Source organism: Phenylobacterium sp. (assembly GCF_041916435.1).
Classification (GTDB): Bacteria; Pseudomonadota; Alphaproteobacteria; order Caulobacterales; family Caulobacteraceae; genus Phenylobacterium.
The window spans coordinates 852046-864054 of the sequence record NZ_JAYRZM010000001.1 but is presented as its reverse complement, the minus strand read 5'-3'; the positions used below and the strand labels follow the sequence as shown (position 1 = coordinate 864054).

Annotated in this window: 14 protein-coding genes; 9 read left to right on the top strand and 5 right to left on the bottom strand. The window is 71.2% G+C overall.

The window, feature by feature from the left end:
- Positions 1 to 13 precede the first annotated feature (13 nt).
- Both ggt and ACE3TA_RS04235 read right to left on the bottom strand, forming a co-directional pair.
- Complete coding sequence (gene ggt, locus ACE3TA_RS04240; protein ID WP_374570762.1) at positions 14 to 1699, bottom strand: gamma-glutamyltransferase; 1686 nt, start codon at positions 1697 to 1699, stop codon at positions 14 to 16.
- Between the two features lie 73 nt (positions 1700 to 1772).
- Entirely contained in the window at positions 1773 to 2648 is an 876-nt protein-coding gene (locus ACE3TA_RS04235) for a PhzF family phenazine biosynthesis protein (protein WP_374570759.1), read from the bottom strand.
- 65 nt (positions 2649 to 2713) lie between these two features.
- Between ACE3TA_RS04235 and ACE3TA_RS04230 the strand changes: the two genes are divergently transcribed.
- The 4 genes from ACE3TA_RS04230 (at position 2714) to acpS (ending at position 4867) form a co-directional block, all read left to right on the top strand.
- Positions 2714 to 3016, top strand: a complete 303-nt coding sequence (locus tag ACE3TA_RS04230) for an ArsR/SmtB family transcription factor (RefSeq protein ID WP_374570757.1) — start codon at positions 2714 to 2716, stop codon at positions 3014 to 3016.
- Positions 3017 to 3109: 93 nt separating this feature from the next.
- The gene (gene pyrE, locus ACE3TA_RS04225; RefSeq protein ID WP_374570755.1) at positions 3110 to 3694 is read left to right on the top strand and encodes an orotate phosphoribosyltransferase; all 585 of its coding nucleotides are present in this window, start codon (positions 3110 to 3112) and stop codon (positions 3692 to 3694) included.
- On the top strand, positions 3691 to 4449 hold the full coding sequence (locus ACE3TA_RS04220) for a pyridoxine 5'-phosphate synthase (RefSeq protein ID WP_374570753.1): 759 nt from the start codon (positions 3691 to 3693) through the stop codon (positions 4447 to 4449). The genes pyrE and ACE3TA_RS04220 overlap by 4 nt, the downstream gene beginning before the upstream one ends.
- Before the next feature lie 13 nt (positions 4450 to 4462).
- On the top strand, positions 4463 to 4867 hold the full coding sequence (gene acpS, locus ACE3TA_RS04215) for a holo-ACP synthase (protein WP_374570751.1): 405 nt from the start codon (positions 4463 to 4465) through the stop codon (positions 4865 to 4867).
- Here acpS and ACE3TA_RS04210 read toward each other — a convergent pair.
- Together ACE3TA_RS04210 and ACE3TA_RS04205 are read right to left on the bottom strand one after the other, a co-directional pair.
- A complete protein-coding gene (locus ACE3TA_RS04210; protein ID WP_374570748.1) occupies positions 4864 to 5430 on the bottom strand; it encodes a TetR/AcrR family transcriptional regulator in 567 nt (188 codons plus the stop codon). The genes acpS and ACE3TA_RS04210 overlap by 4 nt on opposite strands.
- A 150-nt stretch (positions 5431 to 5580) precedes the next feature.
- A complete protein-coding gene (locus tag ACE3TA_RS04205) occupies positions 5581 to 6477 on the bottom strand; it encodes an EamA family transporter (protein ID WP_374570746.1) in 897 nt (298 codons plus the stop codon).
- Between the two features lie 156 nt (positions 6478 to 6633).
- Between ACE3TA_RS04205 and lepB the strand changes: the two genes are divergently transcribed.
- The 4 genes from lepB to recO are packed head-to-tail and all read left to right on the top strand — an operon-like array spanning position 6634 to position 9781.
- Positions 6634 to 7416 carry a signal peptidase I gene (gene lepB, locus ACE3TA_RS04200; protein ID WP_374570744.1) on the top strand — a complete coding sequence of 261 codons (783 nt, stop codon included), beginning with the start codon at positions 6634 to 6636 and terminating at the stop codon, positions 7414 to 7416.
- Positions 7413 to 8111 (top strand): ribonuclease III, encoded by a 699-nt coding sequence (rnc, locus tag ACE3TA_RS04195; protein ID WP_374570742.1) that lies wholly within the window; start codon positions 7413 to 7415, stop codon positions 8109 to 8111. The genes lepB and rnc overlap by 4 nt, the downstream gene beginning before the upstream one ends.
- Positions 8108 to 9040, top strand: a complete 933-nt coding sequence (gene era, locus ACE3TA_RS04190) for a GTPase Era (protein WP_374570740.1) — start codon at positions 8108 to 8110, stop codon at positions 9038 to 9040. Before rnc ends, era begins: the two co-directional genes overlap by 4 nt.
- Positions 9041 to 9049: 9 nt before the next feature.
- The gene (recO, locus tag ACE3TA_RS04185; protein WP_374570738.1) at positions 9050 to 9781 is read left to right on the top strand and encodes a DNA repair protein RecO; all 732 of its coding nucleotides are present in this window, start codon (positions 9050 to 9052) and stop codon (positions 9779 to 9781) included.
- Here recO and ACE3TA_RS04180 read toward each other — a convergent pair.
- The gene (locus ACE3TA_RS04180; RefSeq protein WP_374570736.1) at positions 9778 to 11103 is read right to left on the bottom strand and encodes a diguanylate cyclase domain-containing protein; all 1326 of its coding nucleotides are present in this window, start codon (positions 11101 to 11103) and stop codon (positions 9778 to 9780) included. The two genes, recO and ACE3TA_RS04180, sit on opposite strands and share 4 nt — an antisense overlap.
- A gap of 120 nt (positions 11104 to 11223) precedes the next feature.
- Here ACE3TA_RS04180 and ACE3TA_RS04175 point away from each other — a divergent pair, with 120 nt between their 5' ends.
- On the top strand, positions 11224 to 11991 hold the full coding sequence (locus tag ACE3TA_RS04175) for an SDR family NAD(P)-dependent oxidoreductase (RefSeq protein ID WP_374570734.1): 768 nt from the start codon (positions 11224 to 11226) through the stop codon (positions 11989 to 11991).
- Positions 11992 to 12009: the final 18 nt, after the last annotated feature.

The following is a 12009-nucleotide window of genomic DNA, read 5'->3' as shown; positions in this document are numbered from 1 at the left end:
CGGGAGGAGCCGGTTAGGGGATGACGATGCCGTAGCCGCGGGCCCGGGGATCGGGGGCGACGACCGGCGTACGCCCTAGCACCTGAACCGCCTCGATGTCGCCGTTGAAGTCCTGGGTCTGGATGCGGTAGCCGCGGGCGATGAGCTGGCGGGCCACGTCGCCGCGGGCGGGGGCGTAGGGCTCGAAGAAGATGGTGTTCACCGGCAGGAGCTGGTGGTGGAAGCGCATGGCCGTCACCGCCGCGTCGAGCGGCAGGTCGAAGTCGTAGACGTTGGCCAGCACCTGGAAGACCGAGGTGAAGATGCGCGAGCCGCCCGGCGTGCCCAGCACCATGGCCGGCAGGCCGTCCTTGACCAGGATCGTCGGGGTCATGGAGGAGAGCGGCCGCTTGCCGGGGGCGATGGCGTTGGCGTCGCCGCCGACCACGCCGTACATGTTCGGCGCGCCAGGCTTGGAGGAGAAGTCGTCCATCTCGTCGTTGAGCAGGAAGCCCGCGCCCTCGACGACCACGCCCGAGCCGTACCAGCCGTTCAGCGTATAGGTGTTGGAGACCGCGTCGCCCCAGCGGTCGACGACGGAGAAGTGGGTGGTCTGCGGCTTTTCCAGGCCCGGCGAGATCGCCTTCATGGGGGAGGGCCGGTCCGGGCTGATCGCCTTGGCGCGCTTGGCCAGGTAGGCCGGATCGAGCAGGCGCTGGACCGGAACCTTCACGAAGTCCGGATCGCCGAGGTACTGGGCGCGGTCGGCGAAGACGCGCTTTTCGATCTCGGCGACCAGGTGGATGTACTGGGCCGAGTTGAGCGGGACGTCCTTGAAGAGGTCCTTGGCGTCGGCCTTCATGGTCAGGAGCTGCATCAGCGCGATCCCGCCGGAGCTGGGCGGCGGGGCGGTGATCACCTGATAGCCGTTCCAGGTGGCGAGCAGGGGATCGCGCCAGACCGCGCGATAGTCGGCCAGGTCCTGTTTGGTGATCAGGCCGGGCCGGTCGCCACGGGCCATCTGGGCCACCAGCAGGTCGGCGGTCTGGCCGGTGTAGAACTCGTCGGCGCCCAGCTTGGCGATGCGCTCCAGGGTGGCGGCCAGCTCGGGCTGCTTGAAGGTCTGGCCGGCCTTCATGGCGCCGAAGTAGCCGTCGAAGTTGGTCTTGCCGTTGAATTCGGCGTGAGCCTCGTCGCGGATGCCGATGAGCTGGGGCGAGACCTGGAAGCCGCGCCGGGCCAGGCGGATGGCCGGGGCCAGGTCGCGCTTCCACGGCAGCTTGCCGAAGCGGGCGTGCGCCTCGGCCAGGCCCCGGACCGTGCCGGGCACGCCGGAGGCCAGGCCGCCGATGATGCTGAGGTCCGGCACGACCTCGCCCTTGTCGTCCAGGTACATGGTCGCCGTCGCGGCGGCGGGCGCGCGCTCGCGATAGTCCAGGAAGTAGGGCTTGCCGTCGACGTAGAGGGTCATGAACCCGCCGCCGCCGAGGTTGCCGGCCTCCGGATAGGTGACGGCCAGGGCGAAGGCGGTGGCGACGGCCGCGTCCACGGCGTTGCCGCCGGCCTTGAGGATCTCCTCGGCGGCCTCGGCCCCGTAGCGGTCGGGGGCGGCGACCGCGCCGGCCGACAGCGGGCTCGGCGCCTCGGCGGCCAGGACGGCGGCGGCGGGCGCGGCGAGCGCCAGGATCAGGGCGAAGGCGAGGCGGGCTAGAAGCTTCAAGGCGTGAACGCTCCTCGTTGGAATCGTTCGACCTTAGCCCGGCCGGGCGCGTCCCGCAGCCCGCCGGTGACGATCAGAGCTCGGCTTCGCCGCGCAGCATGGGCGCGCAGCCGCCGCCGATGGTGGCGCGCACGCCGTCGGCGGTCCAGCGGGCGGCGGCGTGCAGGCGGCTCGGCCGGCCCATCTCCACGCCCTGAACGATGTCGAACTCGGCCGCCTCGGCCTCGCTGAGCGACAGGAGCAGGGCCGCCAGGGTGGCGTTGGCGCTGCCGGTGGCCGGATCCTCGAAGGTGCCGGCCAGGGGCGCGAACATGCGCGCGCGCAGCTTGCCGGCGCCGTCGTGGGCGTAGAGGTGGATCGACAGGCGCTGGGGATCGAGGCCCGCCGTCGCCGCGACGGTCTTGCGGAAGGCGGTCACGTCCGGCGTGGCGCGGGACAGGGCCTCGGCCGCGACCTCGGCGAAGACGAAGTCGATGCCGACGGAGGCGACGACCGGCTTGTGGTTGGAGGTCACCAGATCGCCCGGTGACAGGCCGGCGCAGGCGGCGATCGCCTCGACGGGCAGCTCAAGGCCGGTGGCGAGCGGGCGCGGGGCGGAGATGTCGGCGCCCTGGGGGCCGGCGCGCACCTCCACCAGGCCGGCGGGCACCTCGAAGGTGAGGAGGCCGTCCTGGCCAAGGCCCCGCTGGGCCAGCACCCAGCCCGTGCCGATCATCGGATGGCCGGCGAAGGGCATCTCTGCCGTGGTGTTGAAGATGCGCACCCGCGCGGTGTGGGCCGGATCGGACGGCGGCAGGACGAAGGTGGTCTCGCTGAGGTTCATCTCGTTGGCCAGAGACTGCATGTCGGCGTCCGACAGGCCGCGGGCGTCGGTGAACACGGCCAGCGGGTTGCCGCCGAAGCGGGTGTCGGTGAACACGTCGACGGTGACGAAGGGATAGCTCGGCATGGCCAAACCTCTGCAATGGGAGGCGGCCTAGTTGACATGATTTAGTCAGTTGGCAAAGTGCCAAAATGGAAATGGCGGACACCCTGCGCGCCCTGGCCAACGAGCGGCGCCTGCAGATTTTGGACTGGCTGAAGGACCCGGTGGCGAATTTTCCGCCGCAGGTGGACGGCGACCTCGTGGAGGACGGCGTGTGCGGCGTGTTCCTGGCCGAAAAGCTTGGGGTTTCGCACCCCACGCTCAGCGAGCACATGAGGGTGCTGGCGGCCGCGGGCCTGGTCACGCCCAAGCGCATCAAGCAGTGGACGTTCTATCGGCGCAACGAAGCGCGCATCGCCGAGGTCAAGCAGGCCATCGCCGCGGGCGTCTGAGCCGCGCGGGGCTCGATTGCGCCGCTTGGGCCCGCATCCCAGATGACAGGCGAGGCCGGGTTCGCTAATCGGCGTCAGGCCAGGAGGATGCGCATGACGACTGAAGAGGTCCTTGAGGAATTCCGTGCGGCGGGCGCGCTGCGCGAAGGCCATTTCGTGCTGTCCTCGGGGCTGCACTCCGGCGTCTTCCTGCAGAAGAACCTGGTGTTCCAGTATCCGGACCGCACCGAGCGCCTGTGCAAGGCGCTGGCGGCGAAGATCCGCGAGGCGGTGGGCGAGGTGGACGTGTGCGTCTCGCCGGCGGTGGGCGGGATCATCCCCGGCTACGAGACCGCGCGGCACCTGGGCGTGCCCTCGATCTACGTCGAGCGGGAAGGGGGCGTCTTCAAGTTCCGCCGGGCCTTCTCGATCAAGCCGGGGGCGCGGATCGCCATGGTGGAAGACATCGTCTCCACGGGCCTGTCGTCGCGCGAGTGCGTGGACGCCATCAAGGCGGCGGGCGGGAACGTGGTGTGCGCGGCCTGCCTGGTGGACCGTTCGGGCGGGCGGGCAGATCCCGGCGCGCCGATGGTCGCCCTGGCGCGGCTGGACGTGCCGGCCTATCCGGCCGACCAGCTTCCGCCGGAGCTGGCCGCCATTCCGGTGGAAGATCCCGGCAGCCGGAGACTGCACGCATGAGCCGCCTGCGCCTGGGTGTGAACATCGACCACGTGGCGACGATCCGTAACGCCCGCGGCGAGAGCTATCCGGACCCGGTGCGGGCCGCCGAGATGGCGATCGCCGCCGGCGCCGACGGCATCACCGCGCACCTGCGCGAGGACCGCCGGCACATCTCCGACGCGGACATCGACGCCCTGGCGGTGATCGTGAAGCGCCGCGGCCGGCCGCTGAACCTGGAGATGGCGGTGACCGCCGAGATGGAGTCCATCGCGCTGGCCCACCGGCCGCACGCGGCCTGCCTGGTGCCCGAGCGGCGCGAGGAGGTGACGACCGAGGGCGGCCTCGACGTGGTGAAGGGCCACAACGCGATCGCGCCCGTGGTGGGCCGCCTGGCCGCGGCGGGCATCCGCGTGTCGCTGTTCGTCGATCCGGACGTGGCCCAGGTGGCGGCCGCCAAGAGCGTCGGCGCCCAGGTGGTGGAGCTGCACACCGGCGCCTACTGCGACGCCGTGCGTCATCGCCGGCCCGACGCCGAGGCCCGGCTGGAGGCGCTGAAGGCCGCCGCCAAGGAGGCCGCGCGGCTGGGCCTGGAGGTCCACGCCGGCCACGGCATCGACTACGAGACGGTCAAGCCGGTGGCGGAGATCCCGGAGCTGATGGAGCTGAACATCGGCCACTTCCTGATCGGCGAGGCGATCTTCATGGGCCTGCCGGCGGCGATCCAGCGGATGCGCGCGCTGATGGACGAGGCCCGCGCCGAGCGGGCGGCGTGACGGGGCGTCCGTCGTGATCGTCGGGATCGGCTCGGACCTGTCGGACATCCGCCGGATCCAGGCGAGCCTGGATCGCTTCGGCGACCGGTTCAGGCGCCGGGTGTTCACCGAGATCGAGCGCACCCGCTCGGACAGGAAGCCGGACGCAGCGGCGAGCTACGCCAAGCGGTTCGCGGCCAAGGAGGCCTGCGCCAAGGCGCTGGGCACCGGCATGCGCCGGGGCGTCTTCTGGCGCGACATGGGCGTGGTGAACATGCGCTCGGGCCAGCCGACCATGGCGCTGACCGGCGGGGCGCTGGCGCGGTTGAACGAGATCATGCCGGCGGGGATGGAGGCGGTGATCCACCTGTCGCTGACCGACGACCATCCCTACGCCCAGGCGTTCGTGATCATCGAGGCGCGGCCGGCGAACGGCTAGCCCTTGCGGGCGGCCAGCAGCACGAACAGATCCTCGATCAGGTCCTGGGGATCGGCGCGGCCCTTGCCCTTGCGGTCCAGGTGGCCGGACAGGGCCAGGTCGACGGCGCCGTGGGTGATGGCGCGCATCAGCGAGGCGACGCGCTCGGGATCGCCCTTGGGCAGCTCGCCCGCGCTCTGGGCGTTGGCCACGGCCTGCACGAAGATCTCGCGGGCCTCGTGGGCGGCGTGGCTGAGGTCCTCGTCCGGGCGGCTCCAGGCGCCGTAGGTGAGCTTGAAGCGCTGCGGGCGCAGCAGCGCCCAGCGCATCTTGACCATCAGCATGCGCTTGACGCGGGTCAGCGGCGCCAGGGTGGGCGAGACCGCGAGCCGGGCCTCGGCGAGCTTGCGCAGCTCGGCGGCGGCCACCGCGGCGAGCAGGGCTTCCTTGTCCCGGAAATGCTTCAGGGGCGCGTTGTGCGAGACGCCGACGGCCTTGGCCACGGCGCGCAGGGTGACGCCCGCGGGCCCCTCGCGATCAAGCAAGCCCGCGGCGGCCTCGACCATGGCCAGGCGTGTGCCCATGTCTCGCCCCCGCGACACGTGGTCTGTAGTCTGGTCCGGGAAGGTCCGGACGGCGGAGCTTAGCCCGCGGTCCGGGGAAATTGCGAGCAACCGCCCCAACGGACAGGTGATTTTCGCCGTCGGCGCGACCGTTGGCGGCGCCGACGCCTGCTAGACGGTCGTGCGGATCACCCGGCGCAGCATCGGCCAGAGCAGATTGACGGCGAGCCCGCTCATCACCAGCCCCGCCGCGGCGATCTTCCAGACGGGCATGGGCTCGCCCAGGACCAGCGTCGAGGCGCCCATGCCGAACACCGGGATCAGCAGGGCCATCGGCGTGATGGTGGCGGCCGGGTGGCGCGCCAAGAGCCAGCTCCAGGCCGCGTAGCCGAACAGCGAGTTGCCCACCGACTGCCAGATCACCGCCGCCCAGGTGGCCGCGTCGGCGGCGCGCACCCCGGCGGCGATGGCCGGCCAGCCCTCGACCGCCAGGGACAGGGCGAACAGCGGCGGCACGGCGAAAAGGCTCGACCAGACCACGTAAGCGACCGTGTTCACCGGCCCGGCCGCGCGCGAAACGGTGTTGCCGCCGGCCCAGCTCATGGCGGCGGCCAGCACCAGGACGAGGCCCAGCGGGGTCACGTCGCCGTTGGTGTGGGTGAGGATCACGACGAGGCCCGCCGCCGCCAGGCCCAGGGCGGCGAGCTGGAACGGGCGCACCTGCTCGCCGGTCAGGCGCATGGACAGGCCGATGGTGAAGAAGACCTGCATCTGGATGACCAGCGAGGCCAGGCCCGGCGAGATGTGGCCCTTCATCGCCAGGAACAGCAGGCCGAACTGGCCCGCGCCGATCAACAGGCCGTAGCCGGCCAGGTTGCGCCAGGACACCGGCGGGCGCTTCAGGAAGAAGATCGCCGGGAAAATGACCAGGGTGAAGCGCAGCGTGGCCAGGGTGAGCGGCGGCAGATGCGCCAGCGCCGCCTTAATCACCACGAAATTGGTCCCCCAGACCGCCACGACGGCCAGGGCGAGAACGACATGCGGCCAGGGCAGGGCGGAGCGACTCATGATTTCGGCTAGATAGAGCCGCGGCCACGCTTTCGCCACTCATCGCGGCCAAGCGCCCCATGTCGGAGAGTTCACGGGCGCCAAGCTTGCTCCTGGCGTATCGAGCGTCTAGCTAACTGCCGGTCCGGCGTTCCCGGCCGCTATCAAGGTACCTTCATGAGCGAACACGCGCAGAGCGCCGAGCACTCCGAGAAGTCCGGCGCGGTGAATGAACTCATCGAGATCGTGAAGACGGTCGTCTACGCGCTCTTGATCGCGCTGTTCCTGCGCGTCGTGTTGTTCCAACCCTTCACTATCCCCTCCGCTTCCATGGAGCCGACGCTCCTGGAGGGCGACTACATCATCGTCTCCAAGTACTCCTACGGCTGGTCGCACCATTCGATCCCGTTCAGCCCGCCGATCTTCCACGGCCGGATCTTCGAGCGCACGCCGACCCGCGGCGACATCATCGTCTTCAAGCTGCCGCGCGACGGCCACACCGACTACATCAAGCGCCTGATCGGCCTGCCCGGCGACCACATCCAGGTGAAGGGCGGGGTGCTGTTCATCAACGACAAGGCCGTGCCGCGCACGCCGATGTCGCCGGAGATGGTGGATACCGGCTACGGCTTCTCCCGCGAGGTCGAGCGCTTTCGCGAAACCCTGCCGAACGGCAAGACCTATGTGACCTACGACTTCGGGCCCGACGGCCAGGAGGACGACACCGGCGTCTACGTGGTGCCCGAAGGCCACTACTTCTTCATGGGCGACAACCGCGACAACTCGCTGGACAGCCGCGTGCCGCCGGCCGAGGAGGGGGTGGGCTACGTGCCGGCCGAGAACCTTGTGGGCAAGGCGCAGATCATCCTGCTGTCGTGGAACAAGGGCGTGTCGGTGTTCAAACCCTGGACCTGGTTCACCGACGCGCGGCCCGGCCGGTTCTTCAACATCCTGAAATGAACAGGCGCGAAGCCGCGGTCTCGGCGCTGGAAGCGCGGATCGGCCGCTCCTTCGGCGATCCGGAGCTGCTGGAGCGCGCCCTGACGCACGCCAGCGTCGGCGAGGGCGCGGTCAAGGTCGCCCACAACGAGCAACTGGAGTTCCTGGGCGACCGGGTGCTGAACCTCTTGGCCGCCGAGGCGCTGATGCGCGAGCGGCCCGAGGCGCGGGAGGGCGAGCTGTCGCGCATGGTGGCGGCGCTGGTGAACTACGAGGCCTGCGCCAGGGTGGCCCGGCGGATCGGCCTTTCGGAGGCGCTGCGCCTGTCGGCCAGCGCCACCAAGGTCGGCGCGCGCGACAGCGACGCGGTGCTCGGCGACGCCTGCGAGGCGGTGATCGCCGCCATCTACCTGGACGCCGGCCTGGAGGCGGCGCGCGACTTCTTCGCCCGCTTCTGGGGCGAGGAGGTGTCGCGGCTGGACGAGCCGCGCGCCAAGGACGCCAAGACCGCCCTGCAGGAATGGGCGCAGGGCCGCGGGCTCGGCCTGCCGGCCTACCGCGTGGCTGAGCGGTCGGGCCCCGACCATGCGCCGACCTTCACGGTGGAGGTGGCCGTGGAGGGCTTCGCGCCGGTCTCGGCGGAAGGAACGTCCAAGCAGGCGGCGGAAAAGGCCGCCGCCCGACGAATGCTGGACCTGCGGGAGGCGGGCCTATGACGCGAGCAGGTTTCGTGGCCGTGATCGGCGCGCCGAACGCCGGCAAGTCGACCCTGACCAATCGGCTGGTGGGGGCGAAGGTCTCCATCGTCACCCAGAAGGTGCAGACCACGCGCTTTCCGGTGCGGGGCGTGGCCATGGCCGGCGACACGCAGATCATCTTGGTGGACACCCCCGGCATCTTCGCGCCGCGCCGGCGGCTGGACCGGGCGATGGTGCAGTCGGCCTGGACCGGGGCGCAGGACGCCGACGCGATCGTGCACCTGGTCGACGCCGCCGCCGAGCTGGCCGCGCGTGAGCCGGGCGCGAAGTCGGCCGACAAGCGCGCCGTGCACGACGTGCAGTCGATCATCGAGGGGCTGAAGGCCAACGGCCAGACCGCGATCCTGGCGCTGAACAAGGTCGACAGCGTCAAGCGCGAACGGCTGCTCGAAGTGGCCCAGAGTCTTTTCGATACAGGCGTCTATTCCGAAGCCTTCATGATCTCCGCCAGCACCGGATCGGGGGTCGACGACCTGAAGGCGAGGCTCGCGGCGCTGATGCCGGAGGGGCCCTGGCTCTATCCGGAGGACCAGACCGCCGACCTGCCGGCGCGGCTGCTGGCCGCCGAGATCACCCGCGAGAAGCTCTACCTGCGCGTCCACGAGGAGCTGCCCTATGCGGCGGCGGTGGAGACGGCCGCCTTCCAGGAGCGCAAGGACGGCTCGGTGCGCATCGAGCAGAACATCTACGTCGAGCGCGAGAGCCAGCGGCCGATCGTGCTGGGCAAGAACGGCCAGACCCTGAAGTGGATCGGCCAGCACGCCCGCGAGGAGCTGGAGCAGCTCCTGGAGCGCAAGGTGCACCTGTTCCTGCACGTGAAGGTCGACGAGCGCTGGCAGGACCGGCGCGAGCTCTACGGCGACGTGGGGCTCGACTTCGACGCCTGAGGCCGCGCGATGGAATTCGAAGACGACGCCTTCGTGCTCTCCGCCCGCGCCTTCGGCGAGTCCGGCGCGATCGTCGAGTTCCTGACCGCCGAGCACGGCAAGTACGCCGCCCACGTGGCCGGCGGCGGCTCGCGGCGGCTGCGCCCGTTCCTGCAGGCCGGGGCGCGGGCGCGGGTGCGCTACCGCTCGCGGGTGTCCGACCAGCTCGGCGCGGCCAGCCTGGAGCCGGTGGGCGAGGGGCCGGCGGCGCTGTTCGACGACGCCATGGCGCTGGCGGGGCTGTCGGCCGCCGCGGCGGTGGCGGCCGGCGCGCTGCCGGAACGCGAGCCGCACCCGGGCGCCTTCCTCGCCTTCGAGGCGCTGAGCCTGGCGCTCGCCGATCCGGACATCTGGCCGGCGGTGTTCGTGCGGTTCGAGGCGGGCCTGCTGCAGGAGCTGGGCTTCGGCCTGGACCTGTCCAAGTGCGCGGCCACCGGCGCGGTGGACGAGCTGATCTATGTGAGCCCGCGCACCGGCCGGGCGGTGAGCCGGCAGGCGGGCGAGCCCTACAAGGACCGGCTCTTGACCCTGCCGCCGTTCATGCTGGGAGCGCAGTCGCGCCTGATGCCCGGCGACGTGCGCGCGGGGCTGGACCTGACGGCCCACTTCCTGGAGGCGTTCGTCTTCGGCCCGCTGAACCGGCCGCTGCCGCCGGCGCGGCTGTGGCTGATCGACCGGCTTTCGGAGGCCGGAAAGCTCTAGCTGGCCTGGCGGGTGAGGGCGCGGGCGGCGGCTTCCTCCAGCGCGCGGCCGGCCGCCTCGGGCGAGGCGACCTCAGCGACGCCGATGTCGAACTCCACCACGAACGGCGGCTTGCCGTCGCCGGCCTCGAAGGCGGTGCAGCCGATCACCGCGCCGATCCGCTCGCCCGCCGAACGCGCGGCGGCCTGGGGCGTGGCCGGCAGGGCCAGGGCGAAGACCTCCGGTCCCAGGCGCGCGGCGGTGTCCTCCACGCGCACGAGGCGGCCGATCATCGAGCCGATCTGGGGGATGGCGCGGTCCAGCCAGCCGGTGGCGCGGGCGGCGGCCACCTCCGGCCGGTCGGCGACGCGCAGGACGCAGACCGACAGCGGCCGGCTGCGCTCCTTGGCCGCCACGGCCAGGCGGATGAGGTGGTGGGCGAAGAGGTCGCGGGTGAACAGGCCCGTGGCGGAATCCATCAGGCCGGAGCTGCGCGCCTTCTCCAGCGCCTTGCGGATCGAGATCTGGCGGCGATAGCAGCGGGCCAGCTCGATCACGCGCCGGGCGGTGTCGCGCTCCGGCGTCTCGGGCGAGGCCACGTCGGACACGCCGCGATGATAAGCCTCCGCCGCGGTGACGTAGGATTCCTCGCGCATGTAGAGCAGCGCCGGCACGTGGTAGAGGCGCGTGTTGCGCCGCATGCCCGCGGCGATCGACAGGGCTTCCTGGGAATTGTCGCCCGCCCACAGGACCACGGCGTCGAACGGCCGCTCGTGCAGATAGTCGAAGGCCGTGTAGGCGGTGAAGGCGCCGACGATCTCGGCCCCGCTGCGCGACAGGGCGTTGGAGAGCGCCAGGAACTGGGGCGCCGGCTCGCCGATGGCGAGGACGCGGAACGGGGCGTCGTCCGTCTCGATCGGATCCAGGCTGCGGCCGCGTTCGGCCAGGGTCTGCGCCCGCAGCTCGAACTCCTCTTCGGCCACGGCCATGCGCACCAGGCTTTCCAGGCGCATGACGGCCTGGGCCGGGTGCAGCGGCGCGGAGAGCACCAGGTCGAAGTCGTGGGCGGCGTCGGTCTCCAGGTCGCCGATGGCGATCACCGGCAGGCGGCGCGGGGCGTAGACCTCGCGCAGGCGCTTGGGCAGGTTCATCGCCTCGTGCCCGGCGCTGGCCAGGTCGACGATGGCCGCCTCGATCTTCAGATCCGCGAGGGCGGCGACCGCCGCGTAGGGACCGCGCGCCGTGATCGTGCGCCAGCCCAGGCGGTCAAGTCCCTCGGCCAGGGGACCGGCGAGCGCATCGTCGCGCGCGACGATTAGAACCCGCGCTTGGATCCCTGCCATTGCCTCATCCTTGACGCACGCCCCTGCGGTCTCCACACGCGCTTGCGCCGTTGGAGAATCGAAACGCAGCTTATACGCGGCGATGCAAGTGTGACAGGCATGGAAGATTGAGAGATGGGGATGGAATCGACGCTTAAGGGCCTGACTGCGCTGGTGACTGGAGCCTCGGGCGGGCTGGGCGCGCACTTCGCCGAATTCCTCGCCGCCCAGGGCGCGTCGGTGGCGCTCGCCGCGCGGCGCGTGTCGATGGTGGAGGCGCGGGCCGAGGCGATCCGCGCGGCGGGCGGCCAGGCGATCGCCCTGCCTCTGGACGTGTCGGACGCGGCGGCGATCGGCCCGGCGATGGACGAGGTGGAGGCCCGGCTCGGCCCCATCGCGATCCTGGTGAACAACGCCGGCGTCGGCGGCGAGGGGCTGGCGCTGGAGATCTCGGTGGAGGACTGGGACCGCACCTTCGACGTCAATGTGCGCGGGGTCTTCCTATGCGCCCGCGAGGCGGCCCGGCGGATGATCGCCTCGGGCGTGGCCGCGCGCGGGCAGGCGCGGATCGTCAACATCGCCTCGATCCACACCTTCGAGCCCAAGGGCGGGCTGGCCGCCTACTGCGCCTCGAAGGCGGCGGTGGGGATGATGACCAAGGTGCTGGCGCGCGAATGGGCCCGCCAGATGATCGCGGTGAACGCGATCTGCCCCGGCTACATCGAAACCGACATCAACGCCGACTGGTTCAAGACCGAGGGCGGCCAGAAGCAGCTCAAGAGCTTTCCGCGCCGCCGCCTGGCCGAGGCGGAGGATCTGGACGCGGCGCTGCTGATGCTGGCCGGTCCGGCGGCGCGAGCGATCACCGGCACGCTGATCACCATCGACGACGGCCAGTCCCTGTCCTGAGGCTTGGTTGACCGCGCG

Excerpts from the sequence above, each read along its gene's own strand:
- ACE3TA_RS04235 (WP_374570759.1), bottom strand. The coding sequence starts at position 2,648 with ATGCCGAGCTATCCCTTCGTCACCGTCGACGTGTTCACCGACACCCGC.
- ACE3TA_RS04230 (WP_374570757.1), top strand. The coding sequence starts at position 2,714 with ATGGAAATGGCGGACACCCTGCGCGCCCTGGCCAACGAGCGGCGCCTG.
- pyrE (WP_374570755.1), top strand. The coding sequence starts at position 3,110 with ATGACGACTGAAGAGGTCCTTGAGGAATTCCGTGCGGCGGGCGCGCTG.
- ACE3TA_RS04220 (WP_374570753.1), top strand. The coding sequence starts at position 3,691 with ATGAGCCGCCTGCGCCTGGGTGTGAACATCGACCACGTGGCGACGATC.
- ACE3TA_RS04210 (WP_374570748.1), bottom strand. The coding sequence starts at position 5,430 with ATGGGCACACGCCTGGCCATGGTCGAGGCCGCCGCGGGCTTGCTTGAT.
- ACE3TA_RS04205 (WP_374570746.1), bottom strand. The coding sequence starts at position 6,477 with ATGAGTCGCTCCGCCCTGCCCTGGCCGCATGTCGTTCTCGCCCTGGCC.
- lepB (WP_374570744.1), top strand. The coding sequence starts at position 6,634 with ATGAGCGAACACGCGCAGAGCGCCGAGCACTCCGAGAAGTCCGGCGCG.
- rnc (WP_374570742.1), top strand. The coding sequence starts at position 7,413 with ATGAACAGGCGCGAAGCCGCGGTCTCGGCGCTGGAAGCGCGGATCGGC.
- era (WP_374570740.1), top strand. The coding sequence starts at position 8,108 with ATGACGCGAGCAGGTTTCGTGGCCGTGATCGGCGCGCCGAACGCCGGC.
- recO (WP_374570738.1), top strand. The coding sequence starts at position 9,050 with ATGGAATTCGAAGACGACGCCTTCGTGCTCTCCGCCCGCGCCTTCGGC.
- ACE3TA_RS04180 (WP_374570736.1), bottom strand. The coding sequence starts at position 11,103 with ATGGCAGGGATCCAAGCGCGGGTTCTAATCGTCGCGCGCGACGATGCG.
- ACE3TA_RS04175 (WP_374570734.1), top strand. The coding sequence starts at position 11,224 with ATGGAATCGACGCTTAAGGGCCTGACTGCGCTGGTGACTGGAGCCTCG.